The sequence below is a fragment of the Bacillus benzoevorans genome (assembly GCF_014207535.1).
GTDB lineage: Bacteria > Bacillota > Bacilli > Bacillales > Cytobacillaceae > Bacillus_BD > Bacillus_BD benzoevorans.
This window is the reverse complement of sequence record NZ_JACHGK010000001.1, coordinates 149,104-172,092: the sequence shown is the minus strand read 5'-3', so window position 1 is coordinate 172,092 and position 22,989 is coordinate 149,104. Positions and strand designations below refer to the sequence as shown.

27 protein-coding genes are annotated in these 22,989 nt (G+C 40.9%); 5 read left to right on the top strand and 22 right to left on the bottom strand.

Features of this window, described 5'->3' with window-relative positions:
- Positions 1-19: 19 nt before the first annotated feature.
- The 9 genes from HNR53_RS00940 to HNR53_RS00900 form a co-directional block, all read right to left on the bottom strand.
- A complete protein-coding gene (locus HNR53_RS00940) occupies positions 20-667 on the bottom strand; it encodes a class I SAM-dependent methyltransferase (RefSeq protein ID WP_184521595.1) in 648 nt (215 codons plus the stop codon).
- 264 nt (positions 668-931) lie between these two features.
- Positions 932-1,570 carry a Bax inhibitor-1/YccA family protein gene (locus HNR53_RS00935; RefSeq protein WP_184521593.1) on the bottom strand — a complete coding sequence of 213 codons (639 nt, stop codon included), beginning with the start codon at positions 1,568-1,570 and terminating at the stop codon, positions 932-934.
- A 212-nt stretch (positions 1,571-1,782) separates the two neighbouring features.
- The gene (locus tag HNR53_RS00930) at positions 1,783-2,553 is read right to left on the bottom strand and encodes an ATP-binding cassette domain-containing protein (RefSeq protein ID WP_184521591.1); all 771 of its coding nucleotides are present in this window, start codon (positions 2,551-2,553) and stop codon (positions 1,783-1,785) included.
- Between the two features lie 16 nt (positions 2,554-2,569).
- Positions 2,570-3,328, bottom strand: a complete 759-nt coding sequence (gene ssuC / locus HNR53_RS00925) for an aliphatic sulfonate ABC transporter permease SsuC (protein ID WP_184521589.1) — start codon at positions 3,326-3,328, stop codon at positions 2,570-2,572.
- Between the two features lie 15 nt (positions 3,329-3,343).
- The gene (locus HNR53_RS00920; protein ID WP_184522724.1) at positions 3,344-4,321 is read right to left on the bottom strand and encodes a sulfonate ABC transporter substrate-binding protein; all 978 of its coding nucleotides are present in this window, start codon (positions 4,319-4,321) and stop codon (positions 3,344-3,346) included.
- A gap of 326 nt (positions 4,322-4,647) precedes the next feature.
- A complete protein-coding gene (locus tag HNR53_RS00915) occupies positions 4,648-5,721 on the bottom strand; it encodes a sulfate/molybdate ABC transporter ATP-binding protein (protein WP_184521587.1) in 1,074 nt (357 codons plus the stop codon).
- Positions 5,722-5,732: 11 nt separating this feature from the next.
- A complete protein-coding gene (gene cysW / locus HNR53_RS00910; protein ID WP_184521585.1) occupies positions 5,733-6,602 on the bottom strand; it encodes a sulfate ABC transporter permease subunit CysW in 870 nt (289 codons plus the stop codon).
- A gap of 10 nt (positions 6,603-6,612) precedes the next feature.
- A complete protein-coding gene (cysT, locus tag HNR53_RS00905) occupies positions 6,613-7,446 on the bottom strand; it encodes a sulfate ABC transporter permease subunit CysT (protein WP_184521583.1) in 834 nt (277 codons plus the stop codon).
- A 142-nt stretch (positions 7,447-7,588) separates the two neighbouring features.
- Positions 7,589-8,653, bottom strand: a complete 1,065-nt coding sequence (locus HNR53_RS00900) for a sulfate ABC transporter substrate-binding protein (RefSeq protein ID WP_184521581.1) — start codon at positions 8,651-8,653, stop codon at positions 7,589-7,591.
- A gap of 388 nt (positions 8,654-9,041) precedes the next feature.
- Between HNR53_RS00900 and HNR53_RS00895 the strand changes: the two genes are divergently transcribed.
- Positions 9,042-9,188 carry a DUF2292 domain-containing protein gene (locus tag HNR53_RS00895; protein ID WP_246439152.1) on the top strand — a complete coding sequence of 49 codons (147 nt, stop codon included), beginning with the start codon at positions 9,042-9,044 and terminating at the stop codon, positions 9,186-9,188.
- Between the two features lie 64 nt (positions 9,189-9,252).
- Positions 9,253-9,387, top strand: coding sequence for a hypothetical protein (locus HNR53_RS23365; RefSeq protein ID WP_281391611.1), 135 nt, complete (start codon positions 9,253-9,255; stop codon positions 9,385-9,387).
- A gap of 247 nt (positions 9,388-9,634) precedes the next feature.
- On the opposite strand, the gene HNR53_RS00890 is transcribed toward HNR53_RS23365, so the two are convergent.
- The 4 genes from HNR53_RS00890 to HNR53_RS00875 form a co-directional block, all read right to left on the bottom strand.
- Positions 9,635-9,889, bottom strand: coding sequence for a hypothetical protein (locus tag HNR53_RS00890; RefSeq protein WP_184521577.1), 255 nt, complete (start codon positions 9,887-9,889; stop codon positions 9,635-9,637).
- A 115-nt stretch (positions 9,890-10,004) separates the two neighbouring features.
- Positions 10,005-11,960 carry a TRAP transporter permease gene (locus HNR53_RS00885; protein ID WP_184521575.1) on the bottom strand — a complete coding sequence of 652 codons (1,956 nt, stop codon included), beginning with the start codon at positions 11,958-11,960 and terminating at the stop codon, positions 10,005-10,007.
- Positions 11,953-12,480, bottom strand: coding sequence for a DUF1850 domain-containing protein (locus HNR53_RS00880; RefSeq protein WP_184521572.1), 528 nt, complete (start codon positions 12,478-12,480; stop codon positions 11,953-11,955). Before HNR53_RS00880 ends, HNR53_RS00885 begins: the two co-directional genes overlap by 8 nt.
- Before the next feature lie 148 nt (positions 12,481-12,628).
- Entirely contained in the window at positions 12,629-13,618 is a 990-nt protein-coding gene (locus tag HNR53_RS00875; protein WP_184521571.1) for a TAXI family TRAP transporter solute-binding subunit, read from the bottom strand.
- A 292-nt stretch (positions 13,619-13,910) separates the two neighbouring features.
- On the opposite strand from HNR53_RS00875, the gene HNR53_RS00870 reads away from it, so the two are divergent.
- Both HNR53_RS00870 and HNR53_RS00865 read left to right on the top strand, forming a co-directional pair.
- Positions 13,911-14,333, top strand: coding sequence for a GNAT family N-acetyltransferase (locus HNR53_RS00870; protein ID WP_184522721.1), 423 nt, complete (start codon positions 13,911-13,913; stop codon positions 14,331-14,333).
- Positions 14,334-14,456: 123 nt separating this feature from the next.
- Entirely contained in the window at positions 14,457-16,739 is a 2,283-nt protein-coding gene (locus HNR53_RS00865; protein ID WP_184521569.1) for an ATP-dependent helicase, read from the top strand.
- Positions 16,740-16,790: 51 nt separating this feature from the next.
- Here HNR53_RS00865 and spoVIF read toward each other — a convergent pair whose 3' ends face one another.
- The 9 genes from spoVIF to fabI form a co-directional block, all read right to left on the bottom strand.
- Positions 16,791-17,045 (bottom strand): sporulation-specific transcription regulator SpoVIF, encoded by a 255-nt coding sequence (spoVIF, locus tag HNR53_RS00860; protein ID WP_184521567.1) that lies wholly within the window; start codon positions 17,043-17,045, stop codon positions 16,791-16,793.
- Positions 17,046-17,181: 136 nt separating this feature from the next.
- Positions 17,182-17,310, bottom strand: a complete 129-nt coding sequence (locus tag HNR53_RS00855; RefSeq protein WP_184521565.1) for a YjcZ family sporulation protein — start codon at positions 17,308-17,310, stop codon at positions 17,182-17,184.
- A gap of 140 nt (positions 17,311-17,450) precedes the next feature.
- On the bottom strand, positions 17,451-17,807 hold the full coding sequence (gene spoVAE, locus HNR53_RS00850; RefSeq protein WP_184521563.1) for a stage V sporulation protein AE: 357 nt from the start codon (positions 17,805-17,807) through the stop codon (positions 17,451-17,453).
- Positions 17,808-17,819: 12 nt separating this feature from the next.
- The gene (gene spoVAD, locus HNR53_RS00845; RefSeq protein ID WP_184521561.1) at positions 17,820-18,833 is read right to left on the bottom strand and encodes a stage V sporulation protein AD; all 1,014 of its coding nucleotides are present in this window, start codon (positions 18,831-18,833) and stop codon (positions 17,820-17,822) included.
- The gene (spoVAC, locus tag HNR53_RS00840; RefSeq protein ID WP_184521558.1) at positions 18,833-19,312 is read right to left on the bottom strand and encodes a stage V sporulation protein AC; all 480 of its coding nucleotides are present in this window, start codon (positions 19,310-19,312) and stop codon (positions 18,833-18,835) included. Before spoVAC ends, spoVAD begins: the two co-directional genes overlap by 1 nt.
- A 15-nt stretch (positions 19,313-19,327) precedes the next feature.
- Positions 19,328-19,813 carry a sporulation protein gene (locus tag HNR53_RS00835; protein WP_184522719.1) on the bottom strand — a complete coding sequence of 162 codons (486 nt, stop codon included), beginning with the start codon at positions 19,811-19,813 and terminating at the stop codon, positions 19,328-19,330.
- Positions 19,814-19,953: 140 nt separating this feature from the next.
- Complete coding sequence (locus HNR53_RS00830; RefSeq protein ID WP_184521556.1) at positions 19,954-20,307, bottom strand: DUF1360 domain-containing protein; 354 nt, start codon at positions 20,305-20,307, stop codon at positions 19,954-19,956.
- 58 nt (positions 20,308-20,365) lie between these two features.
- Positions 20,366-21,010, bottom strand: coding sequence for a CotO family spore coat protein (locus tag HNR53_RS00825; RefSeq protein ID WP_184521554.1), 645 nt, complete (start codon positions 21,008-21,010; stop codon positions 20,366-20,368).
- Positions 21,011-21,152: 142 nt separating this feature from the next.
- Entirely contained in the window at positions 21,153-21,926 is a 774-nt protein-coding gene (gene fabI / locus HNR53_RS00820; protein WP_184521552.1) for an enoyl-ACP reductase FabI, read from the bottom strand.
- A gap of 301 nt (positions 21,927-22,227) precedes the next feature.
- Here fabI and prpE point away from each other — a divergent pair, with 301 nt between their 5' ends.
- Positions 22,228-22,977 carry a bis(5'-nucleosyl)-tetraphosphatase PrpE gene (gene prpE, locus HNR53_RS00815; RefSeq protein ID WP_184521550.1) on the top strand — a complete coding sequence of 250 codons (750 nt, stop codon included), beginning with the start codon at positions 22,228-22,230 and terminating at the stop codon, positions 22,975-22,977.
- Positions 22,978-22,989 lie beyond the last annotated feature (12 nt).

Here is a 22,989-nt window from a genome sequence, read left to right as displayed (position 1 = left end):
TGCATAAGCGTGCTTTCCTTCAATATTTTGCTTCTGTTTTTTGCGCCAGCAATTGAATCACGTGACATTTCCCGTTATGAAGTTCACCCTCATGGCGTTCTGCCTCGCCCATAAAAAAGTGGATAATTTTCCAATCTGCGAATACCTGCAAGAATTCCTCAGGACGATAGAGCAGTTCAATATCCCTTGGTCCTCCTGTTTTATACACCAACTGATGAACAGAATAGACCTCAGTTAGGAAAAATCCTCCCGGCTTAACTGCTTGCTTGACTCCTTTCAATGTTTTCATTCGTAAAGGAGTTGGAAAATGCCCAAAGACATTGATCATATTGTCCCATTTGTTTTCTTCCCAAACCGCCTGTTCCAAGTCCTTTAATTCCGCTCTGACTTCAACTCCCATTTCTTCCGCCAGCGCTAATGTTTTCCGAATTCCAGAAGGCGCATAATCCCAAGTTGTCACACGATGGCCCTTCTTCGCCAAGTAAGCAGCATTACGTCCTTCCCCTTCTGCAATGGCTAGTGTTTCGCCTGGCAAAAGCCTGTCGGCCAACCCCGCTAAAAACTGGTTAGGTGCCTTGCCATAAATATATTGTTCTTCATCAAATCGCTTATCCCAATGATTAAGATACTCTCCCAATCCTTCTTCACCCTTTCCGCGAAAAATCATCTGAATCTTTTTATCAATTTAACATAGTCACGCTGCCTTTCCAATAAAAAGGCTGTTCCTTTATGGCTGTCTTCCAAACAGCAAATAGCCAAGGTAACAAACAATATTGAATTGGAATTGAATACTGACTAACAATGAGCCTCCGTTTTATTTCAACCTCGGACCTGCGATGTAGGATACCAGCAGCCTGAAGAATGACAAGGTTTCCAAGCATCACAAAAAAAACCGTTTAAAAGGAGACTCACCTTTAAACGGTTTTTGTTATTAATCGTCGCTTCCAAGAATGCCAAAGATCCTTAAAATATTAATGAACAGGTTCACAAAATCAAGATACAAATTGAGTGCCATTAACGGAACTTCCTCCGCTGTCACTCCGTAATGCTTCATGCGGTTAAAATCGAATAACACGTAACCGCTGAAGACAAGAACACCGATGAATGAAAAAGCGAGCATTCCTGTAGTTGTTAATGGCCAGATTAGATTAAATATCGAAATGGCAATCAGTGCGAGCAATGCTGCCATCAGCATCCCGCGTAAAAATGATAAATCACGTTTTGTTGTTGACGCATAAAGCGCTAAACCGGCAAATACTACCGTTGTTGTACCAAACGCAGAAATCACCGGAGCCGGACCGACAGCCGCTAAATAATGACTGACTATAGGATATGTAGTAAGCCCGGAAATAAAAGTAAAAGCATATAAAAAGCTGTAGGACATCGCTTTTTTTCTGCGAATGATAAAAGCAAAAATCAGCATCCCCACTTCAAGAATGACTAACGGTAAAAATAATGCCGGCGGCACAAAGACACCTGCCATCGTTCCAAGAAAGGCAATGGCTAACGAGAACGCAAAAGTTCGTAATACCGAGGGCAAATAGTTACCCGCTGTTTGTTGAGCATACATAAATTCTTTTCACCTCATATTGATTTTAATATGTTATACGGAAAACTATGCCGAAAGGATTCAAAAAACTTTCAATTTCTTCATTCATTTTTTTAAGGCTTGCGATGTATGGGAGATTCCCCCTATAGAAAATACACGAAAAAACGGGTTTGGAATATGCTTCCTACCCGTTTTCTTTGATTTTTCCTTTTATTTAGCAACTGAAAAGTCCATTACTTCGTTAGCGATAATTCGGAAACTAAATTTCCTCTTTTCTTCATAATCCGATTCAAAATTTGACTAACCAGTTTAGAGTATATTGGATTTTCCCGCTGTCGTGGATAAGGGAGCCGAATCGGAAGATCCATAACAATCTCTCCTTCTTCAATTAAAATTACTCGATTAGCCAATGCCACGGCTTCCTCGACATCATGTGTGACGAGAATGGCGGTTAATTGCTTTTCTCTCCAGAGATTTTCAATTAGTTCGTGCATTTCAATCCTTGTTAAGGCATCAAGTGCTCCCAATGGTTCATCCAGCAAAAGTAACTGCGGTTCATGGATGAGTGCTCTAGCCAGTGCTACTCTTTGTTTCTGTCCGCCAGATAATTCGACCGGCCAGGCTTTCGAGCGATCGGCTAATCCAACCTGTTCCAGGATTTTCGAAATCTGCTGCTTTTGTGAATCAGATTTTAAGCCTAAACCTACATTGTCATATACTTTTTTCCATGGTAAAAGCCGTCCATCCTGAAACATGATTTTCGCCATTTTATTCCTGCCATTTAGCTCTTCACCATGAACTATTACACTTCCAGAACTGATTTCTTCTAGTCCTGCAATAATGCGCAATAAAGTGCTCTTCCCGCAGCCGCTTTTTCCAACAATAGCAATAAATTCACCAGGATTGACTTGTAAGTCTATATTTCTTAATACTTCTTTATTGGCAAATGATTTACCAATATTAGATAATTTTAAGATCGGCTCATTTCCTTGTATAGCTGCCACCCTATTCACCTTCCAATCATTTCTGATGGCTTGGATGCCATTTTAAGAATCTTCTTTCCGCTACTTTTGCCGCTACGTCAGATAGTTTTCCTAATAGTGCATATAGCATAATACTCAAGACAACGACATCAAGCTGCATAAACTCCCTTGCGTTCATGGCCATGTATCCAATTCCAGAATCAGCAGCAATCGTTTCCGCTACAATTAACGTTACCCACGTAATTCCCAATGCAAATCGCACCCCGACAAGGATAGAAGGCAATGCTGCCGGAAAAATAATATGCCAAAACAATGAGAATCCTTTCAGTTCATAAACATATGCCATTTCAATTAAGGCTCTGTCAACAGAACGAATTCCATGAAACGTGTTTAAATAAATGGGAAAAAACGTTCCTAATGCGACAAGAAATAATTTGGCTTCTTCCCCTATCCCAAACCAAAGAATGACAATTGGGATTAAAGCTAAATGCGGGATATTGCGAATCATTTGGATGGAAGAATCGAATAAACCTTCTGATGTTTTTGATAGACCGTTGATTAATCCCAAAAGAAAGCCGATACCTCCACCGATAATAAATCCCCAAAATGCTCTTTGTGTGCTAATCCATACATCAGAGAACAGTTGCCCGCTCTTAATTAATTCTGCTGCCGCTGTAAAAATATCTAAAGGATTAGGCAATACTCTCGCCGATAGAATGCCTAGTGAGGAAAATAACTGCCATGACCCAATCAAAATAATTGGGATCATCCATGGCAATATTCGTTTATTATTCATGTTCAACCTTCCCCTTTATTTTGTCGTTTTCAAAACAGCCTCACTTGTATTAATTTTGTTTGGAATGAGCTTTAAATCATAGAATTGATCGGCAATTTGTTGTTGATCGCTGATTACTTGAGCGGTGATTTTTTCGATTCCATATGTTCTGCGCTCCAATACCAATTCTAATGTTGCCTGATCCATACCGATTTGCGGAGCTAAGTGTTCGGCTGCTTCTTTCTGATTTTCTTGGATCCAGTTTTCTGTTTTTTCAATTTCCTTATAAATAATTTCCAAAACTTCGGGCTGCGCCTTTGCATATTCTTTTGAAGCTAAATAAAATTCTCTGTTATTAACTAAATCGGTTCCATCCGCTAATATACGGGCGCCTGCTTTCTTTTCAGCTTCCGCTAAAAATGGATCCCAAATCACCCATGCATCAACGGAACCTTTTTCAAATGCTGCCCTCGCATCAGATGGCGGTAAAAAAGCTGTTTCAACATCTTCATAGCTTATACCATGCTTTTCTAAAGCTTTGACCAGTAAATAGTGAACATTAGACCCTTTATTTAAAGTGATTTTTTTCCCTTTTAAATCTTCCACACTTTTTATCGGAGAATCTTCTGGAACCACAATGGCCTCCCCTTTTGGATTTAAAGGTCCATTTGCATAATAAACTAATGGAGCATCTGCTGCCTGAGCAAATATCGGAGGTGCCTCCCCAGTATGACCAAAATCAATGCTGCCGACATTTAATGCTTCTAATAATTGCGGACCGCCTGGGAATTCAGTCCATTCCACCTTAACACCAAGTGGCTCTAATTCTTTTTCTAATGTCCCTTTCGCTCTAACAAAATTCAACGTGCCATATTTTTGATAGCCAATTTGCAGCGTTTTTGACTCATCTTCTTTTTGCGGCATTTCAGCTTCATTAGAAGCAGCTTTATTGCATGCGCTTAATACAAATAAAAGAGTTAATGATAATAAAAGAATCCAAGTTTTTTTCTGCATACGATTAAACAACGTTGTTTCCTCCAATATAATGATATAATTTGCTGCCGCAATAAATGAGCTGAGCTTTTCCCATTAATTTTGATGCCAAAAAATGACAAAAAGAGACTCAACAAAGAGAGGGGGTGTTCTCTTTATTGAATCTCTGGTTGTCCAGTCGATTCTAATCGTTTCTGATTCATTCAGTTATCATGCTGTGGTTCTGTTTATATTTGAATATTAACAGAACTTCCAATATTGCGTCAATACCATTTTGATTATTCCAATAAATTTAATCGGCTTTAATGATATTTCTTACAAAAATAGCAGTACTTGTTCACCCTTGCTTAAATCACAAAATCCTCAGGAACAAATACTCTGACTTCCTTCGGACGGACATAGACCTCTTCACCAATCAGAAGTCCTAATTCTTTAAATTCATTCTTGCTAATCTCTGCCTCTACAAACTCTTCTGACTCCAGTATTTTCATCTCGATATAAACAACTGGACCGACTGCATGAGTATAAATGACCTTGGCAGGGATGACATCTCCACTTTTCTTTTCTCTTTCAATGGCCAAATGATGCGGACGTACATAACCAACTGCTTCTGTATCTACTGCATGTAAATGTTCCGGTGCTTCAATTTGGGCCGAACCAAGAACAAACCGTCCATGATTCAGGCGTCCGCGAAATAAGTTCACATTGCCGAGAAAATCATAGACGAACGGACTTTGCGGATGATCATACACTTCATCCGGTGTCCCAAGCTGCTCAATTCTCCCTTGGTTCATCACCACAATTTGATCGGCAACATCCAGTGCCTCTTCTTGGTCATGTGTCACAAAAATACTGGTAATATGAACTTCATCATGCAGCTTGCGCAGCCAGCGGCGCAGTTCTTTTCTCACCTTTGCATCCAAAGCACCAAACGGCTCATCAAGCAGCAAAATACGCGGTTGCACCGCTAATGCCCGTGCCAGTGCGACCCGCTGCCGCTGCCCTCCTGATAATTGAGCAGGATAACGCCCGGCAAATCCGTCCAGCTTCACTAGCTTTAACAGCTCATTCACCTTTTCCTTTATCGCAGATGGTGAAGGGCGGTCTCTTCTTTTTCTCACTTTTAATCCGAATGCAATGTTTTCAAATACGGTCATATGCTTAAACAGAGCATAGTGCTGGAAGACAAAACCTACTTCCCTATTGCTTACATGGGCATCCGTTAAGTCTTTTCCATCAAATAGGATCGACCCTTTATCCGCTGCTTCCAAGCCGGCAATGACACGAAGAAGGGTTGTTTTTCCTGAACCTGAAGGACCTAACAGGGCCACGAGCTTTCCATCCGCTATATCTAAATTTATATCCGTTAAGGCTTGGAATGTTCCAAAGTTTTTTGAAACATTTCGAATTTGAATTGACATGAATACACTCCTCAGACTTCTTGTTTCTCTGTTTTCCACTCAATGATACTTTTAATGATAAGAGTGATAATGGCCATAATGGACATCAGTGATGCCACCGCAAACGATGCAGAAAATTGATACTCATTATATAAAATTTCTACATGAAGCGGCATGGTATTCGTCATTCCCCGTATCCGGCCGGATACGACAGACACAGCGCCAAACTCACCGATAGCCCTTGCGTTACACAAGATCATTCCATACATTAACCCCCATTTAATATTCGGAAGGGTCACACGCCAGAACATCTGCCAGCCGCCAGCCCCCAGCGATACAGCTGCCTCTTCCTCTGACGACCCTTGAGCCTGCATGACCGGAATTAACTCACGGGCGACGAACGGAAGGGTAACAAAAATAGTCGCAATGATAATCCCAGGAACGGAAAAGATAATCTTTATTCCATGGTCAACAAGCCAGGGACCGAGCACCCCCCGGGGACTGAAAAGCAGAACAAAAACAAGACCGGCAATCACTGGAGAAACAGCAAAAGGCAATTCCAGCAAGGACAATAATATTTGCTTTCCTTTAAAGCGAAATTTGGTCACAGCCCATGCCGCCGCCATTCCAAATACCGTATTCAACGGTACGACAATGATCGCTGTAAGCAAGGTTAAGCGGATAGCTGACAGGGCATCACTTTCTGTAATGGCCGCGAAATATACGGCTGCTCCCTGCTCAAATGCTTTAAAAAAGATTGCAATCAGAGGAACAAATAGTAATAAGGATAAATACAAAATGGCAATGGTTATCAGGACAAGTTTGACCCTATTGGACTCTGTTCTGTTTTTTTGTTTTTCCTTGGTTACTTTAACTTGTCGTTTCATTAATGATGGTTCCATTCTATTTCACCTACTCCTGGCCAAGCTCATGCCTGCGGCTCCATACTTGGATGATATTAATTACGATTAAACAGAGGAAGGAAATGAGCAGCATCACGACAGCAATGGCCGTTGCCCCGGCATAATCAAACTGTTCAAGCTTTGTCATAATCATTAAAGGAGCAATCTCCGTTTTCATTGGCATATTCCCGGCGATAAAAACAACAGACCCATATTCACCAAGTCCCCGTGCAAATGCCAAGGAAAACCCGGATAACAGCGCAGGCAGCAATTGCGGGAAAATCACCTTAAGAAAAATTTGCCGCCGTGATGCCCCTAAGCTGGATGCTGCCTCCTCGACTTCCTTCTCGATATTTTGCAAAACAGGCTGAACCATCCGAACGACAAACGGCAGCCCGATAAAAGCAAGTGCCAGCGAAATACCCAGCGGTGTAAAGGCTACTTTAATATTAAGGGGCTCTAATAAGTGTCCAATCCAGCCATTCGTTGAATATAGCGTTGTCAGAGTAATTCCTGCGACCGCTGTAGGCAGCGCAAAAGGTAAATCAATTAACGCATCCAATATTCGTTTTCCGGGGAATGAATAACGGACAAAAACCCAGGCCACTAATAGACCGAAAATAGCATTGACAGCTGCTGCGGCAAAAGCTGTTGCAAAACTAATTTTGTAAGAATGAACGATTCTTTCACTTGTGACAATTTCAAAAAATCTCACCCAGCCAAGCTGGGATGTTTCAATAAATACCATGGAAATTGGAATTAAGACTAATAAACTCATATACAGTGTTGTAAAGCCCAGCGACAAACCAAAACCCGGAAGGACTCTCTTTTTTCTGCTTTTCATGTTTTTCCTACCCCTCAATAAAAGAGCGCAAGGCACCTGCTCTTACAGGGGCTTCAATGAACAGGTCCATGTCAGAATCAGGCACCTCACGAAATTCTAAGAAACTATCTTATTTTTTACAAACCATTCAACAAATCGGGCATTACTGATAAATCGAATCAAATACTCCGCCATCACTAAAGTGTGTTTTCTGTGCTTTATCCCATCCGCCAAATACCTCGTCAATTGTAAATAATTCAACTTTCGGGAATTGAGAACCATACTTTTCAGCTACTTTTTCATTACGCGGACGGTAATAGTTTTGCGCAGCAATTTCCTGCCCTTTTTCCGTATACAAATAGTCTAAATAAGCTTCTGCGGCTTCTCTTGTTCCTTTTCGGTCGACCACTTCGTCGACAATTGCTACCGGCGGTTCAGCCAGGATACTGACAGAAGGTGCCACAATTTCAAACTTATCTTCGCCTAATTCTTTAAGTGATAAAAGTGCTTCATTTTCCCAAGCAATTAATACATCGCCAATGCCTTTTTCAACAAAGGTTGTCGTCGATCCACGGGCGCCTGAATCCAATACTTCCACATTGGCATACAGCTTTTTCACAAATTCTTTCGCCTTTACATCATCATTGTTGTTTTGCTTCAATCCATAACCGTATGCAGCTAAGTAGTTCCAACGAGCACCTCCGGAAGTTTTCGGATTTGGGGTGATCACGGATACATCCTCTTTAACTAAATCGTTCCAATCTTTAATCCCCTTCGGATTCCCTTTACGGACAAGAAATACCATTGTCGATGTATAGGGGGTAGAATTCTGGGCAAAATCCTGCTGCCAATCCTCTGAAATCAGCCCTTCCTCTCCTATCGCATCAATATCATAGGCAAGCGCTAATGTCACCACATCAGCCTCTAAGCCATCAATGACAGAACGTGCCTGGCTTCCTGAACCCCCATGGGATTGCTTGATTGTCACCGTCTGACCTGTTTCTTTCTTCCAATGTGCCGCAAATTCTTTGTTAAACTCTTCATACAATTCCCTTGTTGGATCGTATGACACATTCAATAATTCAATCGCTTCTTTTTTCGTTTCCTTTTTACCTTCACTGCTTTCATTGCCTGTTGTCGTTTCTGAAGAGCATCCTGCAAGCAACACAAACGATGTGACTAATACTGCTGCGGCTTTTAAAAAGCCATGTTTTTTTAACTGTTTCATATAAAGTTCCCCCAATGGACAAATTTGACCACAACAAAAAGACACACAACGAAATAGACAGAGTGAATATAAGATCATTCACTATGCTTATAGTTGTGTGCCTTCAGTTGTCTGATCAGCATCTTTATATTCTTTTATTACTCATTATTCTATACTCATTATTCTTATACGTCAACTGTGTTTTACGAATTAAATAATCTATTTTTATAATTCGAAATTTTATTAAAACTAACTTGACTGATTGGAATTATATGTTTTATTATAATGAGTAAAGAACGTACCGCTGATTGGTCCACCAAAGGCGCCTAACCATTAGAAAATGGGCAGGTGCCTTTCGTTTTCCACCGGTAATTTCATACCCAATCAATCATTTAAAATACACGGAGGGATGATGATGGCTGCAGCTGATCAAGTAAAAATAAATGAGATTTTATCTTTGTTACAAAGAATCAAATTCGGATCATTGACAATTGTGGTCCATGAAGGACAAATCACACAATTGGAAGTGATTGAGAAGCACCGGTTGCAAAAATAGTTTTTCATAAGTTCTTTGCAAATGTGGCAAACTGTTGTTGACAACAAGAAAGGAGAGCTCCATCATGACAAAAAAGTTCAACAGAGGAAGCCATAATCAAAATTCACCTAAAGCACATGGTCAGGCACCTTTAAGCGGTGACAACAGTAAGGGTAATAAGCGAAATAAAGCAAAGAACGATAAAGAAGACTTCCATTAGTGGGGGGTTCCTTCATCCCCCACTAATGGTTAGTCGCACTTATCACGCAGAGCCTGACTGACTTTTCTAAGAGCTAAAGCTCTAAGAAAAGGTCTTGTCGGATCTTTACGGGCAGTTGATCTCCCACCTATCTTCTTTGGATACTCAGAATCTTGAGACAGGAGTCTTACTGCCCGTTAAATGTGGGGCAAAAATGACGGCTTAATTTAGAAAAGGCTGACTCCTTAACGGGTCAGCCTTTTCCTCTTCACTTATTGTTGCCGGTTATTTTAATGGCTGGGGCATTGTTAGTCATATATGTCGGCAGGACGCTGTCCCCTATGTTTTCCCCGAGACCATGGTCTCCTTCCAGCGCTTCTTGAATATTAATATTGGCTCCTGTTGCAGAATTAATTTCACCGCCGCCAAAAGCAAACGGAATATTATCAGCATCATTCAGTTCCTGATTTAATTTAAGATTGACTTCCTTTGTTTTTTGCGCAGACACTTTCTCCTTTTCCACTTTTCTAACCTCCTTTTCTTATCCGTTTTAGTATGTGTCTAGGCGAAAAAAATACCCCGTGTTACAGACATAGAAAATATTCAAAACCCCCGACAAAAAATCGGGGGTTCTCCTTTTATCCTGATATTTGCGCTTTTGGCGTGTTGTGACCTTTAAAGATCAATTGAACGGCAATAAGAGCAGCGAACATGGCCAGTCCTACAATATCGGACATGTTTTCCGGATAAATTAACAACAGACCTGAAATCATCGCCATAATGCGTTCATACCAGTACAATCTTCGATACCAGAAACCTACTACCCCTCCGCCAATGGCAATCATCCCGCACATGGCCGTTAGGAACATCCAAATCACATATGTCCACGAAGTATCGATTAATAGCAGTTCAGGGGAGAGCACAAACATATACGGAATGATAAATGCTGCTATCGCCAGTTTCGAACTGTCCATCCCAGTCTTGATTGGCTCCCCGCCTGATATAGCTGCAGCAGCAAAAGCAGCCAGCGCTACTGGCGGTGTTATATCGGCAATGATGCCAAAATAGAAAACAAACAAATGGGCTGATAAATCCGGAATTCCAAGCATAATAATCGCAGGTGCGGCAATCGTGGAAGTAATCACGTAATTAGCAGTCGTTGGTGAACCCATGCCTAGAATCAGCGAGGCAATCATCGTTAAGATCAGGGTTGGAATTAACGCACCACCGGCAATATCAAGCAAACCGTTAGCAAGTTTTAGACCAAGTCCTGTTTTAGTGACTACTCCGACAATGATCCCAGCAGCTGCCGTAGCGGCGGCAACCGGAAGTGCGGTCCGTGCACCGTCCACTAACGCATCAATCAAGCCGCTTATGCCCATTCTTGTTTCCTTGCTAAAGGCGCTGACAATAATGGAAATGAGAATAGAATACAATGCCGCCAGCATGACACTCATCCCTGTCATAAGAAGGACAACAATAGCAATAATTGGAATCAGTAAGTAAAGTTTTTTCATAATAACTTTCTTATCAGGGATTTCTTCTTTTGTTAATCCCCGCAGGCCAATTCTTTTTGCCTCAAAATGGGTGACAATCCAAATTCCGGTAAAATAAAGGATGGCTGGAATGGCCGCTGCCTTTGCAATTTCAATATAGGAAATGCCGATAAATTCGGCCATTAAAAAAGCCGCGGCACCCATAACCGGCGGCATAATCTGACCCCCTGTTGATGAAGCGGCCTCTACTGCACCGGCAAATTCCTTGCGATACCCTAAATTTTTCATCATCGGAATCGTAAATGCCCCTGAAGTAACAACATTCGCCACAGAACTGCCGCTGATTGTTCCCTGCAATGCACTTGAAAAAATCGCCACCTTTGCCGGTCCTCCGATTCTTCTGCCGGCAATCACGATTGCTAGATCATTAAAGTATTCTCCGACACCCGTTTTAATGAGGAAGGCTCCAAATAGCAAAAACAGGAAGATAAACGTTGAGGATACTCCTATCGGCGTACCTAAAATTCCTTCCGTAGTAAAAAACAATGTCTGAACAAGCCGGTCAAGCTCTAACCCCCTGTGTGCAAGCGCTCCAGGCATATACGGTCCAAAAAGCGCATATCCGATAAAGATCAACGCAATCATCATGATCGGCAGCCCAACTGTACGCCTAGTGGCTTCGAGTACCAGCAGAACGGCGAGCAGACCAACGAGAAAATCAATATCCGTTAAGCGCCCCACCCGGTTTACCAGCTCGTCAATCAGCAACGGCCAATAGGCCCCAACCACTACTGAAAGAGCAGCAAAAATCAGATCATACCAGGCAACTTTATTTTTCATACCTGCATTATTTTTCCTTGCGGGAAAAAGTAAAAAGATTAAAGCTAAAGCAAATCCCAAGTGAATCGAACGCTGCAGTTGTGCGGTCAAGACCCCAAATACGGAAGTGTAGACCTGAAAAAGTGAAAAAGCCAAGAGACCAAGTAATGCTACCCAGGCGACAATCCCTTTAAGCTTTCTCGTACCGGCTTCAGGATCATACTTTTCCAACAGTTCCTGCTGCTCTTCCTCAGAGAGTGCCTTGTATTTTTCACTCATGTATGTTTACTCCTTTCCATTGCTGCCACAAATTGAGTCTGTCTATTTTTATTCTTACCCACGTACCGGGCTCCAAATAGCGGGACATTGGGTATTCATGACCGGCCAAAATAAGAATATGATTCGCCCGCACTTTTCCAACTCTTAAATCAAAGAATGGAAAAAGCCGGTTCATATCCGATATGTAATAATGTCCATTTTTATGTTCAAACCTTTCTCCCTCAAGTGCGTTTTCCGGCATCCCAACGGCAAAATCCTCATACGACATGGCATATAATTTGATTTGCTGATCTTCTGCCACCGAATATCGTTCAATGACATCAGAAAGATGAATCGAATGGGTATACTTGATTTGGAATTTGTCTCCTTTTGTGACAGGAATATATGCCAGAACACGTCCGCTGTTTTGATATTGGAAAACGAGTGCCGTTTTAAAAGGGGTAAAATAGACGGTAAGAAAAAGGAGTAGAAGAAGGAGAACTGTCATAATGAATTTCCGGCTTCGTTTTCCTCTCGCCATTTTTCTTCCCGTCCTTTTTGATAGATTTAAATCATGTCTGATAAAAAGGCCGATCTTTCAACACTGGATTGAGATCGGCCAATTGCTAGCATTTGCATTGCCGAAGAGAGTTTTGACAAGACCCGTCATGTGTCGGGTAGTCATCCTTTTACTCGGCTTTTATTCCTTTTTCATTAAAGTATTTCAGTGCCCCTGGGTGTACTTCAATCCCAACACCACGTAAAGCATTTTCAGCTTTAATCATTTTTGCTTTGGCGTGTGTAACTTGATCAAGATTTTCAAAAATTGCCTTTGTAATATCGTAAACTAGATCCTCAGAGAGGTCCTTTCTTACTACGAGCATGGCCTGAACGGCAACAGTTGGTACAGTTTCAGCTAATTTATAAGTCCCTTTTGGTACTTCATCTTGAATATAGTATGGATACTTTTCGATTAATGCGTCTATTTTATCCTGAGCAATCGGTAAAATAACAATATCTTCTGTTGCAGATAATCCTTCAATTGCACCTGTTGGTGTACCCGCCGTTACGAAAGCAGCATCAATGGTTCCATCTTGAATTCCGGCAGTAGACTCATCAAATGAAAGGTCTTTTCTTGCAATATCTGCAAATGTCATACCATGAACTTCAAGAATTTGCTCTGCATTCGGGACAACCCCTGATCCTGGCGCCCCTACAGAAACCTTTTTCCCTTTTAAATCTTCAATTGATTTGATGCCTGATTTTTTCGTCGTAACAATTTGGATGGTCTCGCGATAAAGGGTTCCAATTGCTTGTACATTGTCTACTTTTACGTTCTCAAACATTTGCTCCCCGTCTTTCGCATAGGCAGCAATATCTGTTTGTGTAAACGCGATTTCAGCATTGCCATCCTTAAGAGTTGTCAGGTTTTCAGCAGAAGCACCGGAGGTTTCAGCATTTGTTTCAATTCCAGTCTTCTCTGAAATAATATTGGCAAAGGCCCCTCCAAGCGGATAATACGTACCACCTGTACCCCCTGTTAAGAGACTAATAAATTTTGGTGTCTCCCTTTCCGCTGATTGATTTGCATCATTAGCCGCCTCGTTACTGCAAGCAGATAAAAACAAAGATACAATCAATAACAATCCTGTTGTAAAAAGCAAACTTCGTTTTTTCAAGTATTTTCCCCCTTCTCTTAATCTATGAATACCACTCATAATAGAAGTAATATTCTGAATATAATTTTACCATATTTTCCTCTTTTTGGGGGCAATCTACAGTAATTTCGTATGTTATATAAGATTTTTTAAAATTACGTTTAAAATGAATGCTATTTTAGACTATTGGCAAAAAATCATTTATTACATTTGGCCTGTTATTAAGGTAAAATAATCTTTTAAGTACAGTGTTTTTTGTTAGATTGCTAAATCGTTTATCTAGGAAAGGAATACAGACATGAATGTAAAATCTATTGATGTACAAATCGTTTCTAATGAACAGCAATTAAACGATGCTTATTATATTAGAAAAAAGGTCTTTGTCGAAGAACAGCATGTAGCACCAGAACTGGAAATTGATGATCTTGAAAATGAGGCGATCCATTTTATTCTGTATATTGATCAGGTTCCTTCGGGAGCAGGACGTCTGCGCCTATTAGAAGGATATGGCAAGGTAGAACGGATCTGCGTTCTCAAAGAGCGCAGGGTGAGCGGGGCAGGAACGGCGATCATGAAAAAAATTGAAGAGTATGCCAAAAATGAGGGAATTTCCAAATTAAAGTTAAATGCCCAGACCCATGCGATTGGCTTTTATAGCCATTTAGGCTATGAAATAGCATCGGATGAGTTCTATGAAGCGGGGATTCCTCATAAATCCATGGCGAAAAGTCTTTAAGAAAACTCCATACAGGGGTTTTTCTTTTTTGCTAAGAATACAGTCCTTTCTCATAAAGGTCTTTTTTGATATGATTAAGATTGTCTAATTTTTAATAGAACTTTAAGAGGATGAATCAGTGTAATGAAAACAGCAAAAAAAGGAAACGAATGGATCCATCTCGATAAATTAGACCGCTCATCTTACCAGCGGCTGCATGATGATGGAAAAAAAGGGCTATTAACTTGTCCTGTCTGCTCGGAGCAGGTTCGATTTATTTTAGGAATTAGTTCTGCCCCCCACTTTCAGCATGTCAAATCCCGGGATCGAATCTGTTCAGACCCGGAAATTGAATTAAGCAAACCATCTACAGAGAACATTAAGCGGGATATCAACGGTTTTCATTTACCCCAATCCAGGGTAATCACTGCCTCTAGACAAGAGGTCAATCATTTTCGCGCAACACAATCGATTAGTCAGCTCCCCCCTTATACTGCAAGAGAAAACCGAATAAACACACAAAACTCTTCCTACATTGAGGCATTGCAAAAGGCAGATGTGTATTTAGACGAAAAGCAGGCAAAAGCAGTCGCCCATCCTAATGGTGCCATGCTTGTGATCGCTGGGGCAGGAAGCGGAAAAACACGAGTACTAACAGCTAGAACGGCTTTTCTTATTGCTGAACAAAAGATTGAACCAAACCGGATTATGCTGGTCACTTTCACGGCTAAGGCCGCAAATGAAATGAAAGCAAGACTGTTAGATTATCCATATATGACAGCAGCACAGATCAAGCGGCTTGTTACGGGTACCTTCCATAGTATCTTTTTCCGAATTCTAATCCACCACAATCCCCTAAAATGGGATGGCAGGAAATTATTAAATAAAGAATGGATGCGGGGACAAATATTAAAGGATGCCGGTAAAGAACTCGGTTTGGACGATAAAGAATTTGCCTATGATGCGGCGTTGCAGCAGATTGGATTTTGGAAAAATTCTTTAATGACACCCGTTCAGATTAAGCCTGAATCCGATTGGGAGGAAAAGACTGCCCTTTTGTTTAAACGGTATGAAGAGCACAAGGCAGCGCATGACTTATTTGATTTCGATGATATGCTGACAGGCTGCATTGCCTTATTTCAAGAGCAGCCAGAACTGCTGGAGCATTATCAAAAGCGGTTCGATCATTTTCTAATAGATGAATTTCAGGACGTGAATAAAGTACAATATGAACTGATAAAACTCCTTTCAGCCCGATCAAAAAATGTATGTGCCGTCGGGGACGATGATCAATCGATCTATTCCTTCCGCGGCAGCGATCCGCGGTATTTGCTTGATTTTGAAAAGGACTTCCCACAGGCGGATGTTATCATATTGGATGAAAATTATCGTTCTTCTCATAAGATTGTGGCAACGGCCAACAAAATTATTACGCAAAATAAAAAACGCCGTCCGAAACAGATGCACGCCCAATTTAACAGCGAGCAAGTTCCTATTTTCTTTTTTCCAGATAATGAAGAGGAAGAAGCCACGATGATTATCACTGATATTGGTGAGAAGATTACCCTTGGCGCTGAACCAGAGGATTTTGCGATATTATTTCGAACCAATACAGCAAGCAGGGCTGTTTTTGAACGGTTAGCCCATTCCAGCCTTCCTTTCAAAATTGAGCAGGATATCGAATCTTTTTATGAACGTTTTATCGTTAGAAGCATGCTTTCCTTTTTAAGGCTCGCATTAAATGAGGAAGATCAAACGGCCATTACCAGTATTCTTCCGGCTTTATTTGTTAAACAGTCGCTGCTCCGTGACCTGAAAGCGGATAGTATATTAAATGACTGTACTCTGCTTGAAAGTCTAAGCAAAACGAAAACAGGCTTCTCTTTTCAAGAACGCAAGCTAAAAAAACTGCTCCCGGTGATTCGCTCACTCTCTAAGCTTTCACCGTTTTCAGCCATTGAAAAAGTGGATAAAGAACTTGGCTTTCAGGAGTTTTTAAAGAAAAGAGGAAATGAAGGCAATCGGTGGGAAAAGGGATCCGATGATATTCGTGACTTAAAAGTAGCTGCAACGAACTTTGCATCCATTCAGGATTTTCTTGAACATGCTGACCATATGACAGCGATGAATAAAGAAATGAAGCTGCAAAGTAAACAAAGGAAGAATGCTGTGACTTTAAGTACCATTCACCGTGCCAAAGGTCTGGAATATAAAACCGTTTATATTATTGGTACTGTTGATGGCAGCATCCCGCATGATTTTGCTTTAGAATCCTTCCGTTCAGGCAGCAATGAACCGCTCGAAGAAGAAAGACGTTTGCTTTATGTTGCTGTAACAAGAGCCATGGAGGAATTGTTCATCTCCATCCCGGAGCATTGGCGCGGGAAGAAAAGCCGTAAATCGAGATTTTTAACAGATATACGTTAAAAACTGCATGGACAAGAAAGCTGCCTAATCACAGGCAGCTCAAGTAGAGTATTATTTTTTGTTCATCATTCGTGAAATGGTATTTAAGTCGAGCTGCTTTCCATCCTTTACAATGGATTGAACAATTTGCTCCTCCATCTCCCTGGAAACAGGTTTATTAGCGATCTGAGATACGCGGCGAATCACATTACGCACTGTTTTCTCATCTTGAAAATTGGCATTTTGTAATGAATTGGCCAATTCGAATATATCCTTCATATTCACGCCTGTTTTTTTCTCTACATTTTTAAAGAAATTATTTTCCATTCTGTTGTGACTCCTCCCTCTTGCTACTCTATATTTTATGAAGCAGGATGAAAAACGTGAAAAAGAAACAGGCAGGGATGAAAACAGAAGGAGAGCAACTCAAGTGAGAGCTGCTCCCCTCCTGACTTTTTATGAATTAGTTATAGAAACTTGCACCAACGATAATTAATAGAATGAACAACACAACGATTAATACAAATGTGCTGCCGCCATAGCCGCCGCCATAACCGTAGCCGCCGTAGCCGAATCCACCGCATCCGAACATAACCCTTCACCTCATTTCTCTTTTAGTCCCTAATAACATATGTAGATGGGCTTAAATTGGTGAAGCAAGCTTTTTTCATCTAACGATCAAAAAACCGCCTTTAATAGGGCGGATTTTCTAGAGATATTTTCTTCAACAAGTTATCCTTTTGGTCTGAATAATAAAGCTCCTATAAAGGCAAAGACGATCGCGGCGGAAATACCTGAGCTTGTCACTTCAAACATTCCAGTTAACACACCAATGATACCGTGCTGCTCTGCTTCCTGCAGCGCCCCGTGAACGAGCGAATTTCCGAAGCTGGTTATGGGAACGGTTGCACCTGCTCCGGCAAAATCAACCAATGGTTCATACAATCCAACACCATCAAGTATGGCACCTATTGCTACCATCAAACTTAATGTGTGACCGGGAGTCAGCTTTGCCACATCAAATAACAATTGGCCAATGACACAAATTAATCCTCCAACAACAAATGCCCAAAAAAACATCGCCAGCATTTTTCTACCCCCTTACTTCATTTCAATGGAAACAGCATGTGCAATGCAGGGAATGCTTTCTTTTTGCTGGAAGCTGAGGGGGGACAACAAAGCTCCCGTCGCAACAACCAGTATTCTTTTAAACACACCCTGTTTCATTTGATTAAGCAGATGGCCGTAGAAAACAGTTGCGGAACACCCGGCACCGCTTGCACCAGCCTGCACCGGCTGATCCTCCTTATAGATCAATAATCCGCAGTCTAAAAAGCGCTCTGGATTCACTGTTAACCCACTGTTTCTCACTAATTCCAGAACAGTTTCCCGGCCAATCCTTGCCAAATCTCCTGTCACAATCAGATCATAATAAGATGGATCACGCTGTAAATCTTTAAAATGGGCTAAAATGGTATCTGCAGCGGCTGGTGCCATCGCCCCTCCCATATTAAAGGGATCGGTTAATCCCATATCGACCACTTTGCCAATGGTCGCAGATGTGGTAAAGGGGAGACTTTCCTGATTCGTATTCTCTGTAATTAATGCCACCCCTGCACCGGTTACCGTCCATTGCGCAGTAGGCGGCTTTTGCCCTCCGTATTCAGTTGGATAGCGGAACTGCTTCTCCGTTGCCGCATTATGGCTTGAGGCGCCAGTGATAATATTCTTCGCTCCGCCATAATTCACGATAAAAGAAGCAAGAGCCAATCCCTCCATTGAAGTGGAACAAGCACCAAAAATCCCAAAGTAAGGAATTTGGACCGTTCGAGCGGCAAAGCTTGTTGGCGTAATTTGATTAATTAAATCACCTGCAATTAAAAATTGAATATCCTCTTTTTGTAAATTCTTTTTATGCATCACGGTTTGAACTGCTTCTTCCAGCAGCTTTTTATTTGCCTTTTCATAAGAGTCAAGCCCCATCCATAAATCATCGTGGAGAATATCGAAGTCATCAGCAAGTTTGCCATTTGCTTCAAAAGGACCGCCCGTAACACCTGTTGCGGCGATAACGGGATGGTGCTCAAATACCCATGATTGTTTACCGACAAGCATTATATAACCCCCAGTATTTGCAGAGTAGTTTTGATTAAGGCAACAACAAATGCGGAAAAAACCCCGAATAATATCACTGAACCTGCTAATTTAAACATATTGCCGCCGACACCTAAGACAAATCCTTCTGTTTTGTGTTCAATTGCCGCGGAGATCACGGCATTACCAAATCCGGTTATAGGTACCGCACTGCCAGCACCGCCAAATTGTCCAATACGATCATAGAAACCAAAGCCTGTTAACAGCATCGAAATAAACACCATTGTAGCGACAGTTGGGTTTGCCGCAGTTTGTTCCGTAAAATTAAAAAAATAGATATAAAAATAGCTTATCGCCTGTCCAATCGTACAAATAAACCCGCCGACAAAAAAGGCTTTTATACAATTTTTTAATACCGGCCGCTTTGTTTCATGCTTTTGCTGCATCTGTTCATATTGCTGCTGTTCTGGAGTTTTAGTCTGCTTTTGTTTATTCCCCATAATTTGTCCCCTTTCCTATGTTAATTTTTCTTTTAGTTTGATAATTTTATCTAATTCGTCATTCGCCTTTTTCTTCGAATAATTTGGATCTTTCATTTTATTGCCTAGTTTAACTGCTTCTAAAAATATTTTATAATCACTGGAGACAACAAAATTCTCGTCAGGGTATCTTTTCTCCAGCTTTGAATTGATTTCCTTTTCAATTTCCTTCATGCGGAATCGGTGCATATGCTTTACTTTATAAACAATCAGTGTTTCATTTTTTCCTCTTATCGCTGCAACATCATATATTTCATTAAAGGACTCAACAGTCTTATCCAGATCAGAAATAGGTTCCTCCTCCTTATTATGAGAAACTAATGTTACAGGATCTGGGTCGGTTCTTTTAATCAGTGCTAATTGCTCGTCCTTTTTCTCAGCATTATTGGCATTATTGGCATTACAGCCAGCCATAATAGCTAAAGCACCGAGCAGTACATAAACATAAAACACCATTTGCATCCTTTTCACATACAACCCTCCCTATGAAAACTCGTACCTATATTTTCTGCTTAACAAAACAAATTATGAACGCTTTCTCCCTACAGCAATAATTCCCATATTTTCAAAAAAAAAGACGGCACCCATGAATAGGTGCCGCATTACTGCATTATTTTTTGCACGAATGTTTCAATTAGCGCTCCTATCCCTGCAACTGCCAGAACCATTATGACAGGTACTGCGTACAAAGGGGCCACATAATAAAAAATGAGTATTCCAATGGCTGACCATATTCCTGTGCACCAATAGCAGCTTAATAATTCTCCAAAAAAACCTTTTATAACCCCTTTTTTTGGCACAAGATAAATTTCCTTCTGACCACTTTCACCTATTTCCTCCATTTCCTCCATAAAAGGGCTGCGAATGAAGGTGGTTATCCGATCATAAACCAGCAGTCTCGTCAAACGAAAACATGCCAGACCTAAAACGAGTAAATCCAAAATACTAACGTCCATCTCACTCACCCTTTATTATCACTGAATCATCCATAAAAAGGGATCACCCGGATGACTCTTATTTCTCTTCGCCAATCATTTGTATATCTTTTAATTCACTGATTGAAATTTGGAGCGCCTTTTCGTCAAATGTTTTGATTTCGATTTCATGTTCCATTTTTGAAAGTAAAAAGCCCCTAATGAAACGATTACCGGTTGTAAAAATGCAGGGGGCAGGCGGGAGCTGCTTTGGGAAGTGCTCTAGGTATTCCAACTTTTCTTCCATGTCCATTTCTTTAAAGCTTTTCACCCGTTTCAAGGAAACCGTATGTCTTTTTTTCGAAGATAGCGGTTTTGATTCTGTTTCATACCTCCGTTCCAGTTCGTAATTGGCGATTATTTGCTGTAGTTCAAGGTGGCCATCTGCTAAATCCATCCCTTCCGGAGAAGCCAAATTCGGAAGTTCCTCCGTTTTATCTAAAGAATCCTGCTTGAAGCCCGTTAATTTCTCTAATAATGGTTCGTTTTGCAATGAAAAATCTTCTTCCGTTTCAGTTTGAGCGGAGTCCTTTAAACTGCCATTTTTTTGAGTTTGAACAACATTGTTCATTTGGCTTTTTCCCTCTGTTTTTTTAATCATATAAATTTCCTGCATATCCGATTCTGGAAAGTCTATCTCCGGCTGCTGAATATAAAGCAGGGGTTCAGGTGTTTTTTTTGGCATTCAAGTCTCAAGCCTCCTTCTTAGACAATTCACCTATATGTATATGCAAAAGCTGCTTCATGTTTCTGTATATACATAAAAAAGATCAAAAAACCCATTTTCCTTAATAGAAAATGGGTTCTCCAATCATGTATTGCCATCATTATCCAAGAATATGATAACCAGAATCAACATGGATGTTTTCACCAGTGATTCCTCTAGCCATATCACTGAATAAAAATACTGCTGTATCGCCAACTTCTTCCGGAGTAGTGGCTCTGCGCAATGGGGCACGTTCTTCAATAATATTTAAAATCAGATTAAAGTCACCGATGCCCTTTGCAGAAAGAGTCCGGATTGGCCCTGCAGAAATCGAGTTCACGCGGATACCGTCTTTACCTAGATCAGCAGCTAAATATTTTACACTTGCATCAAGGGAGGCTTTTGCCACTCCCATTACATTGTAATTTTGCATGACCCGCTCACCGCCAAGATAGGTCAGTGTCACAATACTTCCGCCTTCTGTCATTAAAGCACGGGCTTCTTTTGCCACCGCTGTTAATGAGTAAGAACTGATATTTTGTGCTAACAGAAAACCATCACGAGTTGTGTTCAAATACTCGCCAACTAGTTCCTCTTTATTGGCAAAGGCGATGCAATGAGCGATTCCGTGAATCGTTCCAACTTCTTCTTTTATTTCATTAAAGCATTTTGCAATTTCTTCATCATTTGTTACATCACAAGGCAAGACAAGTGAATCGCTTCCTTCAAGTGAAGCAGCCAGCTCTTGCACGTTTTTTTCTAAGCGCTCTCCCGCATATGTAAAAATCAGACGCGCCCCAGAATTGTGAAGCGATCGCGCGATTCCCCAGGCGATACTGCGTTTATTGGCAACTCCCATTACGACAAATGTTTTACCAGCTAAACTTAAAGTCATTTGATTACCCCCAAAATTACCACAAGATATTAGTACCTAGTACCAACATTACTATAAATGTGTACAAAAGGAAAGGATCATGGATAAAAAATCATTGTTGAATAAGGTAATATCAACTAGTACCATGCATGATGTTCCATGGATTTCCCCTTTACATTGATAGAAAAGCAGTATAATACATATGATAAACAGAAATACGGTCTATTGTCTAATGATCTTTTATCATAAAACTTTGAAGCTTGCTACAATTTAAGAAAATCGATGATTACATTTAGATCATAAACAAAAGGAGTAAGAAAATATGAAGCTAGATATTATTGGTGATATTCATGGATGCTTTCATGAATTTCATGAGTTAACAGTCAAGCTTGGATACCAATGGAAACAAGACATTCCGGTTTCTCCCGCAGGAAGAAAACTGGCATTTGTCGGTGATATCACCGATCGCGGACCCCAATCACTCAAAATGATGAACACCGTCTATCGGCTGGTCCAGAAAGACTTGGCTTATTATGTTCCCGGAAACCATTGCAATAAGCTATACCGCTATTTTCTCGGCAATAAAGTACAGGTTACTCATGGATTAGAGACAACGGCAGCAGAATATGAGGCACTGGAAAAAAAAGAACAGCAGCAAGTAAGAAAGGCATTTATTCAACTTTATGAAAATGCCCCGCTCTATCATGTTCTAGCCCAAGGAAAACTTGTAATCGCACATGCGGGTATTAGCGAAGAGTTAATTGGAAAACAAAACTCGCGGGTCAAAACTTTTGTTCTATACGGTGATATCACTGGTGAAAAACACCCGGATGGATCACCTGTCCGCAGGGACTGGGCGCAAAATTATAAAGGCGAACCATATGTTGTCTATGGTCATACGCCGGTAAGAGAGGTAAGAAAAGTAGGAAAAACGTATAACATTGATACGGGTGCCGTCTTCGGCGGTAAACTATCTGCAATTCGTTTTCCGGAATTAGAGATCGTTTCTGTTCCTTCCACCATGCCATATGTTGCAGAGAAATTTCGTGAACTCGACAAAGCGGTTCCATAAGGTAAACTTCCC